This window comes from Brevibacterium sp. UMB1308A (assembly GCF_030230605.1).
Lineage (GTDB): Bacteria > Actinomycetota > Actinomycetes > Actinomycetales > Brevibacteriaceae > Brevibacterium.
Window position 1 is genome coordinate 41,900 of sequence record NZ_JASPDO010000001.1, and the last position, 19,409, is coordinate 61,308.

General features: G+C 58.1%; 18 protein-coding genes. 2 read left to right on the forward strand and 16 right to left on the reverse strand.

Features of this window, described 5'->3' with window-relative positions; genetic code table 11:
* Positions 1-2 precede the first annotated feature (2 nt).
* The 8 genes from hemL to QP868_RS00250 form a co-directional block, all read right to left on the reverse strand.
* The gene (gene hemL / locus QP868_RS00215) at positions 3-1,331 is read right to left on the reverse strand and encodes a glutamate-1-semialdehyde 2,1-aminomutase (RefSeq protein ID WP_284924500.1); all 1,329 of its coding nucleotides are present in this window, start codon (positions 1,329-1,331) and stop codon (positions 3-5) included.
* A gap of 18 nt (positions 1,332-1,349) precedes the next feature.
* A complete protein-coding gene (locus tag QP868_RS00220; RefSeq protein ID WP_284924501.1) occupies positions 1,350-1,844 on the reverse strand; it encodes a MarR family winged helix-turn-helix transcriptional regulator in 495 nt (164 codons plus the stop codon).
* Positions 1,841-2,812: a porphobilinogen synthase gene (gene hemB, locus QP868_RS00225; RefSeq protein WP_284924502.1), complete on the reverse strand. Its 972-nt coding sequence runs from the start codon at positions 2,810-2,812 to the stop codon at positions 1,841-1,843. Before hemB ends, QP868_RS00220 begins: the two co-directional genes overlap by 4 nt.
* Positions 2,812-4,407 carry a uroporphyrinogen-III synthase gene (locus QP868_RS00230; protein ID WP_284924503.1) on the reverse strand — a complete coding sequence of 532 codons (1,596 nt, stop codon included), beginning with the start codon at positions 4,405-4,407 and terminating at the stop codon, positions 2,812-2,814. The genes hemB and QP868_RS00230 overlap by 1 nt, the downstream gene beginning before the upstream one ends.
* Entirely contained in the window at positions 4,404-6,869 is a 2,466-nt protein-coding gene (gene hemC, locus QP868_RS00235; RefSeq protein ID WP_284924504.1) for a hydroxymethylbilane synthase, read from the reverse strand. The genes QP868_RS00230 and hemC overlap by 4 nt, the downstream gene beginning before the upstream one ends.
* An 84-nt stretch (positions 6,870-6,953) precedes the next feature.
* Entirely contained in the window at positions 6,954-7,220 is a 267-nt protein-coding gene (locus QP868_RS00240; RefSeq protein ID WP_284924505.1) for a glutaredoxin family protein, read from the reverse strand.
* 94 nt (positions 7,221-7,314) lie between these two features.
* Entirely contained in the window at positions 7,315-7,413 is a 99-nt protein-coding gene (locus QP868_RS00245) for a 30S ribosomal protein bS22 (RefSeq protein WP_005504750.1), read from the reverse strand.
* Positions 7,414-7,534: 121 nt separating this feature from the next.
* Positions 7,535-8,728: an acetoin utilization protein AcuC gene (locus QP868_RS00250; protein WP_284924506.1), complete on the reverse strand. Its 1,194-nt coding sequence runs from the start codon at positions 8,726-8,728 to the stop codon at positions 7,535-7,537.
* 48 nt (positions 8,729-8,776) lie between these two features.
* On the opposite strand from QP868_RS00250, the gene QP868_RS00255 reads away from it, so the two are divergent.
* Together QP868_RS00255 and QP868_RS00260 are read left to right on the forward strand one after the other, a co-directional pair.
* Entirely contained in the window at positions 8,777-10,174 is a 1,398-nt protein-coding gene (locus QP868_RS00255) for a TrkH family potassium uptake protein (RefSeq protein ID WP_350309948.1), read from the forward strand.
* Positions 10,167-10,841 (forward strand): potassium channel family protein, encoded by a 675-nt coding sequence (locus QP868_RS00260; protein ID WP_005884063.1) that lies wholly within the window; start codon positions 10,167-10,169, stop codon positions 10,839-10,841. The genes QP868_RS00255 and QP868_RS00260 overlap by 8 nt, the downstream gene beginning before the upstream one ends.
* A gap of 37 nt (positions 10,842-10,878) precedes the next feature.
* Here QP868_RS00260 and QP868_RS00265 read toward each other — a convergent pair whose 3' ends face one another.
* The 8 genes from QP868_RS00265 to QP868_RS00300 form a co-directional block, all read right to left on the reverse strand.
* Positions 10,879-12,183: a DUF2079 domain-containing protein gene (locus QP868_RS00265; RefSeq protein WP_284924507.1), complete on the reverse strand. Its 1,305-nt coding sequence runs from the start codon at positions 12,181-12,183 to the stop codon at positions 10,879-10,881.
* Positions 12,180-12,995: a pyrroline-5-carboxylate reductase gene (gene proC / locus QP868_RS00270; protein WP_284924508.1), complete on the reverse strand. Its 816-nt coding sequence runs from the start codon at positions 12,993-12,995 to the stop codon at positions 12,180-12,182. The genes QP868_RS00265 and proC overlap by 4 nt, the downstream gene beginning before the upstream one ends.
* An 11-nt stretch (positions 12,996-13,006) precedes the next feature.
* Positions 13,007-13,915 carry a sugar phosphate isomerase/epimerase family protein gene (locus tag QP868_RS00275; RefSeq protein ID WP_284924509.1) on the reverse strand — a complete coding sequence of 303 codons (909 nt, stop codon included), beginning with the start codon at positions 13,913-13,915 and terminating at the stop codon, positions 13,007-13,009.
* A gap of 12 nt (positions 13,916-13,927) precedes the next feature.
* A complete protein-coding gene (locus tag QP868_RS00280; protein WP_005884054.1) occupies positions 13,928-14,899 on the reverse strand; it encodes a Ppx/GppA phosphatase family protein in 972 nt (323 codons plus the stop codon).
* A 54-nt stretch (positions 14,900-14,953) separates the two neighbouring features.
* Complete coding sequence (locus QP868_RS00285; RefSeq protein WP_284924510.1) at positions 14,954-15,724, reverse strand: enoyl-CoA hydratase/isomerase family protein; 771 nt, start codon at positions 15,722-15,724, stop codon at positions 14,954-14,956.
* Between the two features lie 105 nt (positions 15,725-15,829).
* Positions 15,830-16,948 carry a bifunctional 2-methylcitrate synthase/citrate synthase gene (locus QP868_RS00290; RefSeq protein WP_005884050.1) on the reverse strand — a complete coding sequence of 373 codons (1,119 nt, stop codon included), beginning with the start codon at positions 16,946-16,948 and terminating at the stop codon, positions 15,830-15,832.
* A complete protein-coding gene (gene prpB, locus QP868_RS00295; RefSeq protein ID WP_284924511.1) occupies positions 16,945-17,850 on the reverse strand; it encodes a methylisocitrate lyase in 906 nt (301 codons plus the stop codon). The genes QP868_RS00290 and prpB overlap by 4 nt, the downstream gene beginning before the upstream one ends.
* A complete protein-coding gene (locus tag QP868_RS00300; protein ID WP_284924512.1) occupies positions 17,850-19,346 on the reverse strand; it encodes an MmgE/PrpD family protein in 1,497 nt (498 codons plus the stop codon). The genes prpB and QP868_RS00300 overlap by 1 nt, the downstream gene beginning before the upstream one ends.
* Positions 19,347-19,409 lie beyond the last annotated feature (63 nt).

The following is a 19,409-nucleotide window of genomic DNA, read 5'->3' on the forward strand; positions in this document are numbered from 1 at the left end:
TTTTAGCCTTTCGCTTGAGCGGCGGCGCGTGCGGCGGCAGGCAACGCAGACACAATCCTGTCAACGACCTCGGGAGTGTGCGCCAAAGACAAGAACCACACTTCATACGCGCTTGGTGGCAAGTGCACACCCTGGTCAAGCATCGCGTGGAAAAACGCCGCATACGCGTCACTATTCTGCGACTGTGCATCAGCGTAGTTGACCACAGGACGGTCAGTAAAGAACACCGAGAACATGGAGTTCGCGCTCTGCACCGTGTGAGGCACACCAGCCTGAGTCAGTTCCTGGGTCACCGCAGCACGCAACTGGTCGGCAACGGATTCGATGTGGCTGTACACATCGAGTTCTTTGGTCAGCTTCAACGTGGTCAAACCAGCGGCAGTTGCCACAGGGTTTCCTGACAAGGTACCCGCCTGGTACACCGGGCCCGCCGGAGCGAGATGCGCCATGACATCGGCACGCCCGCCAAATGCCGCAGTTGGGAAACCGCCACCCATGACCTTGCCGAACGTGAAGAGATCTGCAGGCCCGTCCGGGTAGCCCTCACCAACAGCAGACTCATAGCCGTACCAACCGGCCTCTGACACGCGGAAACCAGTCATGACTTCATCAGAGATCATCAGGGCACCGTGTTCACGTGTGAGCTTTCGAATGAGCTGAGTGAAACCGTCCCGAGGTGGCACAATCCCCATGTTTCCAGGGCACGCTTCCGTGATCACACACGCGATCGAATCACCGTACTTTTCAAACACCTCGGTAAGGGCCTGGGCGTCGTTATACGGAACAACCAAAGTCTCCGACGCTTCCCCGGCAACCACGCCAGGGGTGTCTGGAAGGCCAAACGTAGCAACTCCCGAACCGGCTGCGACCAACAGCGCATCCACGTGCCCGTGGTAGCACCCGGCGAACTTCACCACGCGAGACCGACCCGTGAAACCGCGAGCCAACCGAATCGCGCTCATGGTCGCTTCAGTTCCAGAAGACACCAAGCGCACCTGCTCAACCGGGTCCATGCGGGCGACAATTTCTTCTGCCAACGCAACTTCGTTTTCTGACGGGGTCCCAAAAGAGAAGCCCTGGTCGGCTGCTGCGTGAACAGCTTCGAGAACCTGCGGGTGGGAGTGTCCCAAGATCATGGGTCCCCACGAACCAATGAGGTCCACATACTCATTGCCGTCTGCGTCGTACAACAGCGCGCCTTTAGCGCTACGGATGAAACGTGGAGTACCACCTACCGCTTTAAACGCGCGAACAGGCGAGTTCACTCCCCCAGGAATCACGGCCTGGGCTCGGGCAAACAAACGTTCCGACTCAGAAGTTACGTGGGACATACAAACTCCTCCTCGTCTCTAGGCTAACTCGCGAAGGTGAGAGTGAACCTTCTCGTAAATTTCGCCCAGTGCTTTAATCTCGACCGGATGTAACACGTCAACAAAATTCTCTCGCACACCTGTCACGTGCGTGGGTGCGGCCTCGTGCAACAACGCCCAGCCGGCTTCCGTCATGTAGCAGCTGACACCTCGGCCGTCACCCGCTGCGGACACCCGCTCTACCAAGCCCCGCTTCTCCATCCTGGCCACAATGTGCGTCAGGCGAGAACGAGACATACCGATCTCAAAGGCCAGCTCCGACATGCGGCACGACCAGTCCTCGGACTCCGACAAACGGACCAGCACCTCGTACTCCGGGATCCCAATCCCAAAGTCAACACGTAAGTCCTTATCCAAAACAGCCATCAGCAGCCGCCACGACTCAACCATGTGACGCCACGCGCGCTGCTCAGATTCGTCAAGCCACCGAACCGAGTTTTCATCGGTTCGCTCTACGCTGTGCTCAGCCGTCATGATCGGCCGTTCAACCGGGAAGCAACCTCGGTCGCCCAGTACGTCAAGATCGCGTCAGCACCCGCGCGTTTAAACGCGGTCAGACTTTCCATGATTGCAGCGTCGCGGTCGATAGCCCCAGCAGCGGCGGCGAACTCGATCATCGCGTATTCGCCGGACACCTGATACGCCCACACCGGTACGGTCACTGATTCGCTTACCTGAGCAAGCACGTCCAAGTACGGCATGCCGGGCTTCACCATGACAATGTCAGCGCCCTCGTCAACGTCCAGAGCGACCTCTGTGAGAGCTTCACGACCATTAGCTGGGTTCTGCTGATATGTACGGCGGTCGCCCTTCAGCTGCGAGTCGACAGCTTCGCGGAACGGGCCATAGAACGCTGAAGCGTACTTAGCGGCGTAGGCCAGAATAATTGTGTTGGTGAAACCAGCTTCGTCAAGCGCTTCACGCACACGTGCCACCTGTCCGTCCATCATCCCGGACAGGCCAATCACGTGAACACCCGCGCGCGCTTGCGCCACTGCCATCTGGGCGTACAGCTCAACCGTGGCGTCGTTGTCCACTTCGCCTGTGTCCGTGAGAACACCACAGTGACCGTGGGAGGTGAACTCGTCAAGGCACAGGTCCGCCATGACGACCGTCTGATCACCAACAGCCTCAACGACCGCACGAATCGCACGGTTCAGAATCCCGTCTTCAGCTGTCGCCTGACTACCCGTCTCATCACGGTGGCTGGGAATCCCAAACAGCATGATCCCACCCACGCCCGCGTCAACGGCCTTGCGGGACGCGTCAACCAGGGAGTCGAGCGTGTGTTGCACAACCCCCGGCATCGACGTCAACGGCGCCGGCTCGGTCAACGACTCCTTGACGAAGAGCGTTTCAATCAAGTCGGCGGCATGAAGCCTGTTCTCTTGCACAAGCCTGCGAACAGCTGGCGTGCTACGAAGACGACGTGGACGGTACATTATGACTTCCTCCTGGTACGGCGACGCTCCGAGGGCCGAAGAGCGGGTTCGCCTTGAGCTTCCGCGCGATCCCGCAGATCGCGCGCATAATCAGCGAGGTCCTCAATTAACGATTTGACGTTAGCTTCCTGAGAAACAATGTCGACGACCAGCCCGTGAGACTCCGCAGTTTGCGCAGTGGCCGGTCCAATACATGCAACCACAGTGGTCGCCGGCGGTTTACCCGCGATACCCACGAGATTGCGCACAGTTGAGGACGACGTAAACAAAACGGCATCGAAATCGCCGCGCTTAATCGCCTCACGGGTCGGAGCCGGTGGCGGGGCAGCCCGGACAGTCCGGTAGGCCGTCACATCGTCAACCTTCCAACCCTTTTCCTGCAGGCCGTTGACCAACACCTCGGTCGCAATATCCGCCCGCGGCAGCAACACCCGGTTAAAACCTTCAACGTCGTCGAACACCGGCCAGTCAGCGGCAAGCCCGCGCGCAGACTCTTCAGACGTAGCAACCAACTCAGGCTCGATCCCCCACTCGCGCAGGGCAGCCGCAGTCTGCGCACCCACAGCAGCCACGCGCACACCAGCCAAGGAACGCACGTCCAACCCCAGGTCACCCAGCAGGACCCGCACGGCACGCACCGCATTAATCGACGTGAAGCCAACCCACTGGTAGTCCCCGTCAACAAGTCCGCGCATCGCGCGCTCCATCTGCCCCGGCGTCCGAGGTGGTTGGATAGCGATCGTGGGAACGACCTCGGACTCCGCGCCGTACTCATGGAGCACCTGAGCGGTGATCTCGCCCTGCTCACGCGTGCGCGGGATAAGCACATTCCACCCGAACAGCGGCTTGGTCTCAAACCACGAAAGCGGGCCACGGTCCTCAATTCCCGCACCCAGAATCGTGACAATCGTTTCGTGAGGAACAGGCTGGCTTTCCAAACGCTGTTCCAACGCACCCAAAGTGGTGTCCACAGAAACCTGGCGCACGCGAGACACACGCACAACCGAAAGAACGCGCGTAGCCGGATCCCAACCGTCGTTGAGAAGAGAGCGGATCGCTGCGACCGTGTTTTCGCTGTCACCGGTCAAAACGTGGGCAGTGTTGCGGTGCTTCGACACGTCCGTGTGGGTCATTTCACCAGCTTCGACAAACCTCAGAGACCGCACACGGTTGGTGGTGATCGGAGTTCCCGTAAACGAAGCAACGGCTGCTGACAGGCCTACCCCGGGAACCACCTCGATCCCGGTGCCCGTGCGACGCACGGCAACGCCTTCAGAGTTCAAGGCCGAAAACAGGACACCGTCACCGGCGTACAACCGCACGACCAGGCCATGTTCTTTGGCAAGTTCACCCATCTTGCGACCACGCGTGGACGGTGTTTGCCCCAGGGATGACTCTTCAACCCGGGTGGTCTGCGACGGGGCGTACGTATCGACAATATCGGTGTGAAAATCCGGGTCATACACAACAACCTGCGCGCTGGCCAGAATGTCGGCCGAACGCACAGGCAACAGCCCGGGATCACCCGGACCAGTCCCCATAAAAACAACCAGCGGTTTTTGTGGGATCAGTGGAAACACCGTTGAAGCGCTCATGGTTTTACCTCAAGTTGGGCCTTCGGAGCATTCGCACCGGTCAACGTATCTGGAACAACGCCTAGCGTGTCGAGAAGCTCATCGGCGATCTGTGTCCCCACATCGATTGCCGCGTTGACACCAGTGTTGGCCACGGACCGCGTCATTCGCGCCAGTTTACCGGCATCGTCAGCCATGACTGCAGACAGTTCAATAGACCGTTCGGTCACATTCGCAAGTGCACCAATTGGGGCTGAGCACCCTGCCTGTGCACGCGACAAAATAGCGCGTTCTGCAACCACTGCCCGGTACGTGGTTTCGTCGTGGATCGCCAACAGACCCGACCGCAACTTCGCGTCGAACGGCTCACGGTCCGCGTTCTCCGCACGGCATTCGATCGCCAACGCACCCTGCCCTGGGGCAGGCAACATGAGTTCGGTCGTCAACGTCTGGGACACCTCGGCAAGGCGCCCCAACCGACGCATACCGGCGGCGGCCAAAACAACCGCGTCGAGCCGCCCATCGGTGACGTACTTGATGCGGGTGTCCACGTTACCGCGCACACCGCGAATGTCCAGATCAGGGCGGGCAGCCCGCATTTGCGCGGCCCGGCGTGGCGAACCAGTGCCCACGACTGCGCCCTGAGGGAGCGTGTCAAAAGTGAGTCCGTCGCGGGCAACCAGGACGTCCGATGGATCTACCCGAGGTGGTACCGCCGCCAAGGTGATACCCGGGGCTTGCGCTGTGGGCAGGTCTTTGAGCGAGTGGACGGCGATGTCGATTTTGCCTGACAGCAGAGCCTGACGCACCGCCGACACGAAAACACCTGTGCCACCCATGTTGGCCAAGGGCGTCATGTTGACGTCACCTTCTGTAACAACCTCGACGATCTCCACACGCCAACCGGTGTGTGCGGCGATGTCTTGAGCAACTCCCACTGACTGCGAGCGCGCAAGGTTGGACCTACGGGTGCCCAGTCGCACAGTGCGCGTCCATCCTTCTGGCTCCACCACGTCAAGCGTGTGATCGCCCACTGGCGTGGTTCCGTCGGTGGTAGTGGATTTGGCTGGCGCGGGGGTTGCGGTTTTGGCGGTTTTGGCTGGGCTGCTTTTCGCCGTGCGGTTTTTGGCACCCACGATCGGTAGCTCTGAGGTTTCAGGAGCCGCGGTGAGATCAAAGAGCGTGGACAGTGCGGCGGCGTAGTCTGTACTGGTTTCGGTGAGCGCCAGTTCTTTAACGCGGACGGTGGGGTTGTGCAGAATCTTGTCTACCGTGCGGTTTAAGGATTTACGGATTTCTGCCTGCACGTCGTCGCTGACGTCATCGCCCAGTTTGTTCACCAGCCGGCTGTACTCAGATTCAATAATCTGGCTGGCGCGTTTGCGCAACGCGACCACGGTGGGGTTGATCTTGGACGCCGCTTTTTCGGCCGCGACTTGGTGCATGGCCTGGCGGATCAGAGCACGCACTTGGGCCAGCGCGTCAACTGCGCGGGAGTCAGCGGCGAGGTTACTCTGGGCGAACTCCGAGGACAGCTGCTCAAGACCCATGAGGCTCACGTGCGGTATGTCTGCCACGCCGTGCTCAATGTCAAAAGGCATTGCGAGGTCAATGAACGCCCGCTTGTGTGGTTCGGGGGTAGAACTCATGGCTTTCACCACGGTGTCGGTCCCGATCACTGTTCCGCGGGCACCTGTCACACTGACGATCAAGTTAGAGTGACGGATTTCGTCTACCAGAGTGTCTTCTGACAGTTCAGTAAACGAGGTAGTGAGATCAGTGCCAAGCTCTTGAGCGAGCTCTTCTGCGTGCTCGATAAGGCGAAGGGCGCGCTCTGATGTTCGGTTAATCACTGTGAGTGATGAAACTCCTGAGCGCACCAGGGTGGCGACGGCCAGACCGGACATGGCGCCGGCACCTACGACGAGTGCGCGGGCTCCAGTAATTTCGCCTAAGTGTTCACGGGCGGAAAAGAGCGCGGTGTCGAGGAGCGAATTCGATACGGTGTCGAGCGCGGTTTCCGAGTGGGCGCGTTTTCCAACTTCGAGCGCCCGGCTCACAGCGCGTTCCAAGTCGCCAGTTAAGGTTCCAGCGGTGCGCGCTTCGTTGAGAGCGGTCCGCACTTGGCCCAGAATTTGAGCTTCCCCAATGGCCATGGAGTCCAGGCCGGTGGTGAGTTCAAACAGGTGTTCGTACGCTTCTTTTCCGTAGCGTACGAACATGTGTCCGGCCAGCTCTTTCCAGTCGAACGAAGTCATGTCGACCAGAGCAGATCCCAGATCAGCGAGTCCGCCGTGGAACCCAGAGACCTCTGCGATGATTTCGACTCGGTTGCACGTCGCCAGAACAACGACACCCATCACGTATTCGCCTGAGCAGACTCGTGAGCGCAACTGTTCGACTGCTGTCGTGTCAAAGGCGAATGCATCGAGCACGCTCATGGGAGCGGTGCGGTGTGAAACACCTAGGACGAGCAACGACACTGAGAACCCCTCATACGCAGCGTAGTGATGTGAATAGTTTTGTGGCCTAAATCAGTCTGATCAGACTGGTCTGGCTGGACCTGGTTAGTGTGTGTTCGTGCGGGTTGCGCGGATGAGCGAGGCTTTTAACCTGCGCTCGTCCACTCGGTGGAAGCTGTGTTGCCGTCCGTTGATCAGAACGACCGGCACTTCCCAGTCGTAGAGTTCCAGCAGTTCACTGTCACTGTCGACGTCGACCACGTTGAGCGTCCACGTGTGTCCCGTTTCCTGGGCCACACTGTCGATTACGTGAGTGACGGTCTCTTTTGCTTCATCGCACAGGTGGCAACCTACGCGATCCACAAAAGTCACAGTGTTTACCGTGTTTCCAGTGTTTCCCGACATGGCTTCGCTTACGCACGAAACCCCGTCGACGCTTCATCGACGGGGGTTTGTGATTTGTAGACTACTTCTTGTTGCGACGCTGGTGGCGCGTCTTGCGCAGAAGCTTGCGGTGCTTCTTCTTCGACATCCGCTTACGACGCTTCTTAATGACTGAACCCATAAGGTACCTCAATACTCGGCAATTTCTCGTGAACTTTTAGTGCCCACGAGCTGAACATAACCACGTAAGTGTATCGGTTCGTGGCTATTCATCTCAAACGAGTGTGCTGAAGCTAACGGTGTCAGTCGTAATACGGGTCCAGGCCGTAGAACGGGAAGATCGCTTTGCGCGTTGCCATGACAGCGCGGTCAATGTCGGCTTCCGGGTCATAGCCGTATGTCCACGGCTGAAAGTCATTGGTGCCACCGTCTGTCATGCGAAGCGGTGCTTCCCTCCCTGTGAGCGTCATGACGTAGTCACGCCAGCGTTGCGGGATTTCTGTTCCAGGGTCAATGTCAACGCCGGCCGAAATCGCAACGATCTGCGACCATGCTCGTGGCACCACGTCGATGATGGCGTATCCGCCGCCTCCGGTTGCGACCCATTTACCGTCGCACAGTTCATCGGCCAAATCCCGAACCCATTCGGCTCCACTGCGCATCGCGTCAACGGAGAGGCGCAAGTGCGTCAAGGGGTCCAGGCGGTGACCGTCGCACCCATGTTGGGACACGATCACTTGTGGTTTAAATTCGCGTAGGACGTGCGGGACGGTGGCATCGACTGCGCGCAGCCAGTCAGCGTCAGACGTCCGAGGTGGTAGCGCGATGTTCATGGCGCTCGCGGCTGCCTGGAGGCCCCCAATGTCGGCGGCGAACCCAGTACCGGGGAACAGGAATCGTCCGTTTTCGTGAAGAGAAATTGTCAGTACCCGCGGGTCGTCCCAGAAGAAGTGTTCGACACCGTCGCCGTGGTGGGCATCTAGGTCAATGTACACAACCCGTTCGTATCCGTTGTCTAAGAACTCTTGAACTGCCGCAGCGACGTCGTTGTACACGCAGAATCCGGCAGCCTTGCCGGGCATCGCGTGGTGCATTCCGCCACAGAAGTTCACCGCTCGCACGTATGAGCCGTTGATGACGGCTTGGGCTGCAGCAATCGAGCCCATGTAGAGCCGACCGGAGGCTTCGTGGATGCCGTCGAATCGTGGAACGTCTTCGGTTCCTACCCCGTAGGCTTCGATGGTTTCTTTTGACAGCTCACTGGTGCGTCCGGCGTCTTTCACCGCTTCAATAAAATCAGCGGAGTGCAGTTTTTTCAGTGCGTCGTCGTCGACCTGAGGAATTGCCCCGAGGTGGACGCGAGGGTGATCGAATATGCCGAGGTCGGTCGCCAGTTTGGCGGTCAAATCTAAGCGCAGCGGATGCATAGGGTGGGAAGGACCAAAGTTGTATTCGGTCACTGATTCGTCCCAGACAACAAAAACATCGTGGCTCATGTCACCACTGTAGCCCGTCTCAGCGTTGATCCCACTATGCTGTCATTCGTGAGTTCTCCCAAGCGAACCTTTTCCGAGGTTGTGTTTTCTCCGGGACGACGCGCGCGCGACTTCATTGACAGAGTTGCCGAGGCGTCACCGGCGCGTTTGGCGATCGTTTCATTCGTTGCAGTCGTAGCGCTTTTCACTGTTCTGCTATTACTGCCCATTTCGCATCAGAACCCCAACGACATTTCTTTTGCGCGGTCACTCCTCGTCAGTGTGTCAGCGGTGTGTGTGACGGGTTTGTCTCCGGTGGACTTTCAGGATTACTGGACTGGGTTCGGTCTTGTCACGATCACTTTGGCGGTTCAATTGGGTGGCTTGGGGATTCTCACCCTGGCGTCAGTTCTGGGAATGGTTGTTTCGAAAGGCCTTGGAGTTCGCCAACGCTTGATTGCTATGCAAGCGACGAACGCCGGCTCCCTTGGCCAAGTTGGTTCGCTTCTTCGCGCGGTGGTGATTACGGCGTTGGCTGTTGAAAGCGTTATTTTTACGATGCTTTTTCCACGCTTCCTCATGCGAGGTGAGGAAGTGGGCACGGCTCTCTGGTACTCAATCTTCTATTCAGTTTCGTCGTTTAATAACGCGGGTTTTTCTATCCACCCGGGAGGTATCGCCTACTACGCCGATGACCCGTGGATCCTGTTCACGCTCATGCTTTCGGTGTTTGTGGGTTCGTTAGGTTTCCCGGTCATTCTGGTGGTCACTATTTTGTGGAATAAGCCACGGTCGTGGGACTTGCACACCAAACTCACTCTCACCACCTCGGCGATCTTGGTGGTCGTGGGCTTTTTCCTCTTCTTTGGGCTCGAATACAACAACCCGGACACGCTTGGGAACAAAGGTTTCGGCGCCACCTTCTGGGAAACGCTGTTCATGTCGGTGATGACCCGGTCAGGCGGGTTCAACACAATCGACATGGCTCTTCTGAGCCCTGCTAGCCACTTGGTCACTGACGTGCTGATGTTCATTGGTGGCGGTTCGTCCTCAACCGCTGGTGGTGTCAAGGTAACGACGCTCGCGGTGCTGGTTTTGGCGGCCTGGGCTGAAGCGCGCGGTTATGACGATGTCACTGCTTTTGGCCGGCGGATCGGGCACAACGTGGTGCGCGTCGCGATTTCGGTGGTCTTCGCTGGTCTAGGTCTTGTGCTGGTTGGCACGATTGCGCTTCTTCATGTCACACACAACTCACTGGACATGGTGTTGTTTGAAGTCATTTCTGCTTTTGGCACGGTGGGCTTGTCAGTGGGTGTCACCAGCACGGCCCCAGACTCTGGCCTGTACATTCTCAGTGCCCTCATGCTGTTAGGTCGCTTAGGTACGATTACTCTCGCAGCCGCAGTGTCCAGCCGATCCACGAAGCGCTTGTTCAGGTACCCAGAAGAGAGGCCGATCATTGGCTAAACAAGACTCCCGCGACAACAGTTCTGTCCTGGTTATTGGTCTGGGGCGTTTTGGCGCTTCCACTGCGTCCAATCTGATGAAGCTGGGCCGGCAAGTCATGGCGGTAGAACGCAACCCCGAGGTCGTTAGTGAGTGGATGGGTAAGCTCACCCACGTTGTTGAGGCAGACTCGACGAACATTGAAGCGCTCCGTCAGGTGGGTGCCCAGGATTTCAACACCGCCGTTGTGGGGATCGGAACGTCCATTGAGGCCAGTGTTCTCACTACCGCTAATTTGGTGGACTTGGGCGTTGAGCAGATATGGGCGAAAGCGATTTCTTTGGCTCACGGCAAGATCCTCAAGCGCATTGGCGCTGAGCACGTTTTGTACCCGGAGTCAGAGGCTGGCGCACGTGTTGCGCACCTGGTGTCCTCACGCATGCTGGACTTCATTGAGTTCGACGACGGCCAGTTTGCTGTTGTGAAGATGCGGCCGCCTAAAGAAGTGCAGGACTTCACGCTGGCAGAGTCCGATATTCGCCAGAAGTACGGCGTCACCGTTGTGGGTGTGAAGGGGCCGGGCAGGGACTTCACGTATGCGGAACCGTCGAGTCGTATTGGCCCGCACGATGTGCTCATCGTGGCAGGTCACGTGGAGCTTTTGGCTCGTTTCGCTGACAGGCCGTAGGTCTAAGCGTTTTCAACCCCACCCGGGCTCTTGAGCCTCACTCTTGGCGCGCGGCTACCTTGTACGTGCCGTCGTCAAAGACCACTGTCCACACGCCACCGTATTTGCTTTGCGCCCACGACTCTGGCGAGTAGTCGGTTTTCGTGGTGTTGAATAGCACTGCGTCGGGTTGAACGTCGCCGACGGTTCCGTACCAGTACGTGTTGGTGTGGGGAACCGTGTAGGCAAGTAAGTAGATGTCGGTTGCTACCGTGTCGTATTCCGAAGCGGCTTCGATTGCGCTTTGCGCGCTGGGTGATGCGTACTGGTCATACTTCCACAGCAGGTTGATCTGTGATTGGGCGAGCATTGCACACGCGGCCACAAAGGCTACTGCAGGGGCCAGTTTGAAGAACCTGCGTGGAGCTACGTCGATCATCGACGCTGCCGCAATGGGGATGAGAACCGCAGAGTAGTGGAAGTCGAATCCCCAGTAGTACTCGACGTTTCCGACAAAGCGCCAGGCCAGAGTGGGAAGCATCAGAAGCATAAAAGGGCTCTTGAGCCCAATCACACCGGCGGCTAGGACCAAAACGCACACGACTGCGAACTTGGTGTCCACCGACTGTGTGAGCGTTTCCGCAACAGAAACGTTGTCGGTGTAGTCGTACTGCCCCTGAGGGTTCAGTGCAGGAAGAATCACCCGCACAGTGAGAACGAACCACAGAATGCCCCATGTTGCGAACCCGGTTGCCCACTGCCAGTCTTTGCGGTCTTTGAGCAATACAGCCAGCCCGAACATCAGAACCATGAGGCCCAGGTCTTCTTTCACGAACACCAACAGGCCAATCGCCACGGCAGCGTGGATGCGTTTGTCACGCATCCACCACACCAGCCCAAAAGCGATGAGTGGGACTGCGAAGGCGATTTCGTGGAACTGCGACCACACGGCGTTAATGAAACCCCACGACAGGATGTAGGACGCACCCAAAAGCGAGCCGCCTGTCAGTCCAAAACGTTCCAGGGCCAAGCGTGTAAGTGGCCATGCCGAAACCGCAAACAGAGCTGACTGGATAATCAGCAGTGTGAGCCCTGAAGGGAAGATCCGAAAAATAGGGCCTAACAGGATCAGGATGGGGTGGAAGTGGTCACCTAAAAGGTTGTACCCGTCGCCTTTGATGTTGACCACGGGGGCGCGGAAGTGCGCGTACTGATCGGCAAGTTGAGTGAAGATACCCAGGTCCCACGACGGGCTGATGAAACCACGCCACATCATGATTGAGAGGGTGGAGTAAAGAGCGAAACCTAGCACACAGACAGCGCCGGCGACTCCAAGATGCTGTGCCTTGGTTCCTTTGCTCATTCAGCGTTCTCGCTTTCCATTTCTTTGCCACGTTCAACAGCAGCTGAGCCGGCCTTGAACACGATGTCGTCAAAATTGTGTGCGCGGAAAGTTTCGATCGCCGCGTGAGTTGTTCCGCCCTTGCTGGTGACGGCTTTGCGCAGCTCAGCAGGCTCAGGCGTGCGGTCCAACAACAGCCCGGCGCCCAGTGCGGTTTGGGCAACCATGCGGTTCGCGGTTTCTTCATCCAGGCCCAGTTCCACACCGGTTTTGGCCAGTGCCTCAGCCAGCAGGAAGAAGTAGGCAACACCGGAGCCAGAGATCGCGGTCATCGCCCCGATCTGTTCTTCCTCAAGTGGGAACACCAGCCCGGCCCCAGAAAGTAGTTCGGTGAGCGCCTGAACGTGCTCGTCACTCACTTTCTGACCCGCGGACAGCGCTATGACACCTCGGCCCACCTGAGAAGGCGTGTTGGGCATGATGCGCACAACCGGGTTGTTGGGCACGTGCTTGGCCATCTGTTCCAGTGAGAACCCAGCGGCCATGGAAACCACCACGGTCTGTGGTTCCAGGTGTGGCGCGATTTCTTTGAGCGTCTGCGCCAGCATCCACGGTTTCACTCCCACAAATACGTACTGGGCCCCGTGGATAGCTTGGAGGTTGGCGTCCGAGGTCGTTTCAACTGCCAGCGTGTCGATTCCGAGCCGTTCGTGAAGGCGGGTTGCTGAGGCGACGGATGCGCACGTTGCGACGATCTGCGCATCGGTGGAGGCTTGTACGCCTTCCAGGAGAGCTGATCCCATGGAACCGGTTCCGACAAAGGCAATACGCACGCGTTAGCTCCTTACGTTGCTTCGTTGAGCCCTAAGTGTTTTCGGGCGAAGTCGAGGGACTCCTTGAGCATAGCGGTGCGCGTGGATTTTTTGGCGACGAGCCGTGTGTTCACTTCGACAACAACGTCTCCGGACCAGTTGTGTTTGGCTAAGTATTGCAGGGTTTCTGCCACGGGCATTTTGCCACGCCCGGGCACTAGGTGTTCGTCACGCAGCGAGCCAGACCCGTCGGTGAGGTGGACGATTGCGAGTTTGTCCTGGATTTCCGCAACGGTTTCTAACGCGTTCATACCCGCGGTTGACGCGTGGGAAAAGTCGAAGGTCATGTGGTCATAATCTTCGTCTAATGGGTTCCAGTCCGGGTAGTACACCAGGACTTCACGCAGGCCTGCCCGCCACGGGTACATGTTTTCGACTGCGATTTTCAGGCCAGTTTCTTTCACCAGTTCACGCACGCCGTCCACGAATCCGGTCGCGTAGTCACCTTGCCACCTAAACGGCGGGTGAAGAACAACGGACTCTGCCCCGCATTCGAGTGCGAGGTCGCAGGTCTTGCGTAGCTTTCGCCAGTGGTCCTTATCCAGCACTCCGGGTAAGAACAGCAGTGTGGGTGCGTGAAATGACACAACCGGTAGGCCGGAGCGGCGAATTTCGTTTTGGATCAACTGCGCATTCTGGGTGGTGCGGTTGTGGGTGATCATGATTTCTACCCCGTCGTATCCCAGTTCATGCGCCATGTTGAAGCACGTGGGGACGTCCATGGGGTACACCGAGGACGTGGATAAGGCTATCCTGATCCGTTCAGTTGATACGTGTTGGACCCCATGTTCGTACACGGGGTTTTTCGCAAAGTGTTCGCGGTGGCGAACAGAACTCTTCTTAGCTGAGTTCTTGCGTGTAAACGCCTTGCGGTGGGGCATGGTTGATCGTGCTTATCGTGGGAGTGCTACAGCGGGGCGCGAAAGAGTTTCTGACGAGTCGAGCAGGTCGAGTTTCCGCATGATGATGCCTTCACGCAGAGCCCATGGGGAAATGAGCATCGTGTCGATGTTGAAGATCGTGAACGCGGTTTCTGCCAAAACAGCACCTGCGAGCACTTGCCCTGAACGCGACTCTGAAACGCCTGGGAGTTCAGCTCGTTGAGCGGCGTTGCGACTGGCCAGTTGGTCAATGATCCCGGGAAGGTCTTTGCGACGGAGCTGACGGGGAACGTAGATACCGCTACCGCTGGGAGCTGCTCCTCCTAGGCGAGCGAGAGACCGGAACGTTTTGGATGATCCCACGACGTTGTCGGGTTGACCGACGCGGTTGATGAGGCCTGCGTAGCGGCCGATGAGTTGGCGGGCGTGCCGGCGTAGCGCGGCAATTTGGTCGGGAGTTGTGACGTCTCCCCCGTTGAGAAACTCGGAGTACATGCGCCCGGCTCCCAGCGGGACGGACACGGCCGCGTCTGGGTATTCGTCCTGGCCGGCTGCCATCTCTAAGGATCCGCCACCAATGTCGAGCAAGAGCAGCTTTCCGGCCGACCACCCGAACCAGCGACGGGCTGCCAGGAATGTCACGCGGGCTTCGTCTTCACCGCTCATGACGTTGAGGGTGAGCCCGGTTTCTTTGTAGATCTTTTCGATGGTGGCTTCACCGTTGGGGGCATCCCGCAGGGCCGAGGTGGCAAATGCCAGGATCTGTTCGGCACCTTGGACTTCCGCGATTTCGATTGCTTCTTTGCAGAACTGCATGAGACGTTCACGCGCGTATGTGGTGATCGATCCGTCTTCTTTTAAGTGTTCTGCAAGGCGCAGTACTTCTTTGTGGGAAGTAGCTGGAAGTGGCGGTGCACCAACTCCTGCGTCTACAACGAGGAGGTGGATGCTGTTGGATCCGATGTCGAGGACGGCTAAACGCATATGCGAAAGTTTACCCCTAGTAGTGCGGTCGTCTTGAACCGGCCCTGTAGCCCCTTAGTCCGTGGGCCAGTCGGTGCGGTTGATCGCGAAGTCAGGCGAGCGACGTTCAAAGAACGCTTCTTGGCCGCGCACGATTTCCTCCGCGTAGGCGTCCCTCACCCAGCCCTGAGGTTCGAAGGTGTCACCGCGCAGAATCCGCTTGGCACCCGTTTGTGACAGGGCAGACCTACTGGCGATCACCTCGGCGCGCTCCTTGGCAGTAGCCAACGGATCTTCCGAAACCTGGTGGAAGAACCCAAGCTGGTTCATCTGATCGAAATCGACGATCTCAGCTGACAGAAGAATATAGCGGGCCCACGACGTACCCAGGATCTCTGCCAGCCGCTTGGTGGGCCCGGGCGGGTACACGAGCCCCAAACGGGCGGCCGTCACACCATAGATTGAGCCTGGCTTTGCAATACGCACATCGCACGCGGCCGCGATTTCTGTTCCGCCACCCACGCAGTTGCCTTCGATCGCGGCGATCGTGGGGATGTCCATGTTGGCGATGGCGTCTTCGGCTTGGGAGTTGGTCTGCCAGAACTCTTCCAGCGGCACGTTGAGGTCTTTGATGTCCGAGCCTGCCGAAAAGTGCCCGCCAGCACCTGTAATGATGAGCACCTTGACGTCCGGGTCGGTGTCAACTGCTTTCGCGATTCCGGGCAGCGCCTTCCACATTTCCCGTGACAGTGCGTTGCGCTTTTCAACACGCGAAATTGTCAGAACAGCGATTCCGTTTTCCACGCTGTACTCAAAACCTGGGACGAGCGGAAGATCGTGCGTCATGGTGTCTCCTCGGACAAGGGCCGGTTACGGCCAGGAAAGTGGAAGTGGCGCTTACGCGACGAGGCGGAGACCTCTGTAGATCTCCGCCTCGCTGCGTTTAGGGTTTTAGCGCTGTGTTGGAACTTCGCGCTGAGCTTCACCGTGGTATGCACTCAGCGGACGGATCAGCGCGTTGTTTGCGTGCTGTTCCATGATGTGTGCGGTCCAACCGGTGATACGGCTCATCACGAAGATGGGCGTGAACTGTGGAGTGTCGAAGCCCATGAGGTGGTAAGCAGGACCCGATGGGTAGTCGAGGTTCGGGTAGATACCCTTGCGTCCCACGAAGTCCTCTTCGAACGTGTTGTACAGGTCCAGAAGGTCGTTTGCGCCCTTGACCTTGACCATGTCTTCGAAGGCTGCGCGCATGGTTGGAACGCGCGAGTCACCGTTCTTGTAGACGCGGTGTCCGAAGCCCATGATCTTTTCTTTGTTAGCAAGAGCGTTGTCGATCCAGGCGGACGCCTTGTCTGCGGTTCCGACTTCTTCGAGCATCGCCATAACTGCTTCGTTGGCACCACCGTGCAGGGGTCCCTTGAGGGCGCCCACGGCGCCGGCAACTGCAGAGTGCAGGTCCGAGGTGGTGGAAGCGATCACGCGAGCAGTAAAGGTGGATGCGTTGAAGGAGTGCTCTGCGTACAGGATCATCGAGATGTCAAAGCAGCGCACAACTTCGTCAGCTGGAACTTCGTCAAACACCATCTTGAAGAAGTTAGCCGCGTAGCTCAGGTCGCTGGTAGGTGCAACTGGGTCCAGGCCGTGACGACGACGGTGGTCGATTGCCACGATGGTTGGCAGCTGAGCGTACAGGCGCTCTGCCTTTGCCTGGTTAGCTTCTGGCGAGTTGTCTTCAGCCTGTTCGTCAACGGCACCCAGGTATGACACGGCCGTCTGAACAACGTGCATTGGGTGGGTGTCCTTGGGCAGGCCCAAGATGATGTCAACGAGCTTCTGGTCGATTGCGCGCTGGCCGCGTTCACGGGCAACGAACTCTTCGAGCTGCTCAGCGTTAGGAAGTTCACCGTTCCAGATCAGGTAGGCAACTTCTTCAAACGAGCAGTTCGCTGCGAGTTCCTGAACCGGGTAGCCACGGTAGGTCAGCGAGTTGGTTTCCTGAACAACTTTCGAAACAGCGGTGCTGTCGACGACAACGCCGGCGAGCCCCTTCTTAATGTCTTCTGTCATGAGTGGTTCTCCTGTGAAAAGTTGAATACGGCGGCGTCAAATTCGTTGTAAGCAGCGTAGTCAATCGTGTCGTAGAGGTCGGCACGTGTCTGCATGCCGTCGACCAACGACTCCTGTGTGCCTTCACGACGGATCACTTCGAGGCCACGTTTAATGGCGCCCATAGCGATACGCAACGTGGTCACCGGGTAGATCACCAGCTTCACGCCAGCGTTTGCGAGCTGTTCGGTGGTGAACAGTTCGCTCTTCCCGAATTCAGTCATGTTCGCAAGGATCGGAACGTCCAAAGCGTTTGCCATGGCTTCAAACTCGCCGAGGTCCTTCATCGCTTCAGGGAAGATGAGGTCAGCGCCAGCGTCGACGTAGGCCTTCGCACGGTCAATTGCCGCGTCCAAACCTTCCTTTGCGCGCGAATCGGTGCGCGCGCAAAGGACGAAGTTGGAGTCACGGCGACCCTTGACCGCAGCGGAGATACGCTTGACCATCTCGGCGGTGGAAACAACTTCCTTACCGTCTAAGTGGCCACAACGCTTGGGGTTGACCTGGTCTTCCAAGTGCATTCCTGCAACGCCTGCATCTTCAAATTCCTGAACGGTGCGAGCGACGTTCATCGCTTCGCCCCATCCGGTGTCAGCGTCGATGAAGGTGGGCAGGTTGGTCACCCGCGAGATGTTACGCCCGTGGTCAACGACCTCGGTCAGCGTAGTCAACCCAATGTCAGGCAGACCCTGGGCTGCCGAGAACGCGCCACCGGAAATGTAGACGCCTTCAAAGCCAGCCTGCTCAATGAGCTGCGCGTTGATGGGGTTGATTGCGCCGGGGAACTGGACCAGTTTGTCACCGGCCAGCAGCTCCCGGAACTTCTCACGACGAACGTGAGCGGGAGTCTGTGCACCTAGCATTAGAAAATACCCTTCGATGTAATTTCTTCTGCACCGTCAACCACGAAGTTGAGCTGGCGAACTTCGTCGGCACTGAGGTTTGGCAGGTTTTCGGCGAGTTCGATGAAGCGGTTCTGCTCTGCTTCCGAAACGATGCCTTCTGCAAGCGTGCGGAACTTCTGAACGTAGTTTTCGCGGACGAACGGACGTGCACCGTGCGGGTGAGCGTCAGCCACAGCGATTTCGTCTACCTTGGTAGAGCCGTCCTTGAACAGGATTTCTACGCGGCCACCGAATGCCAGTTCGTCTGGGTCGGTGGAGTGGTAGCGGCGAGTCCACTCTGGGTCTTCGCGGGTTTCGATCTTGTGCCACAGTTCCACGGTTTCTGGGCGTCCAGCACGTTCAGGTGCGTAGGACTTTTCGTGGTGCCAGCCCTGGTCTTCCATGGCCACAGCGAAGATGTACATGATCGAGTGGTCAAGGGTTTCACGCGATGCCTTGGGGTCCATCTTCTGCGGGTCGTTCGCACCGGTACCAATCACGTTGTGCGTGTGGTGTGAGGTGTGGATGGTGATCTTTTCGATCTGGGACAGGTCGTCGATTTCACGGCCCATCTTGCGAGCCAAGTCGATGAGTGCCTGAGCCTGGTATTCCGCGGAGTGTTCCTTGGTGTAGGTATCCAGGATTGCGCGCTTTGCTTCGCCTGCGCCTGGCAGCGGAACGGTGTAGCGGGCTTCAGGACCAGAAAGGATCCATGCGATGAAGCCGTCTTCACCTTCGTAGATTGGGCTTGGAGCGCCTTCGCCACGCATAGCGCGGTCAACAGCTTCAACAGCCATCTTGCCGGCGAACGCAGGAGCGTGAGCCTTCCAGGAGGAAATTTCACCCTTACGCGACTGGCGGGTTGCGGTGGTGACGTGCAGAGCCTGACCAACTGCCTGGTAGATGACATCAGTTGGGAGGTGGAGCAGTGCACCGATTCCAGCTGCTGCAGATGGGCCCAAGTGAGCGACGTGGTCAATCTTGTGCTCGTGCAGGCAGATGCCCTTCACCAGGTCAACCTGGATTTCGTAACCGGTGGCAATACCGTTGACCAGGTCCTTACCGCCGATTCCCTTGTGCTGAGCAACAGCCAAGATGGCAGGAATGTTGTCACCTGGGTGGGAGTAGTCCTTAGCCAGGAACGTGTCGTGGAAGTCGAGTTCGCGAACGGCAACACCGTTTGCCCATGCTGCCCATTCAGGTGAAATGTGGGTGTCGTTGGAAACACCGAACACGGTGGCGCCTGGTTCCAGCTTGTGAGCCAGGGACTGTTCACGTGCGTGCTTAGGGGCCGAACGGAACACGGATGCGGCGGCAACAGCAGCGTTGTCGATAACGCGGTTGATCACCATGTCAGTGACATCGGCGTCAACTTCTACCGGGTCAGCAGCAACCTGAGCGATTTTGTATGCCAGCTGCTCTTCACGTGGCAGGTTTTCTGAGGATTTGTACGTACGAACTTCGTGATTGATCATGCGAGGTCTCCTTCGCGCGGGGTTTGTCCGCATTCGTATGTGGTGTCTACCACTCTATTACCT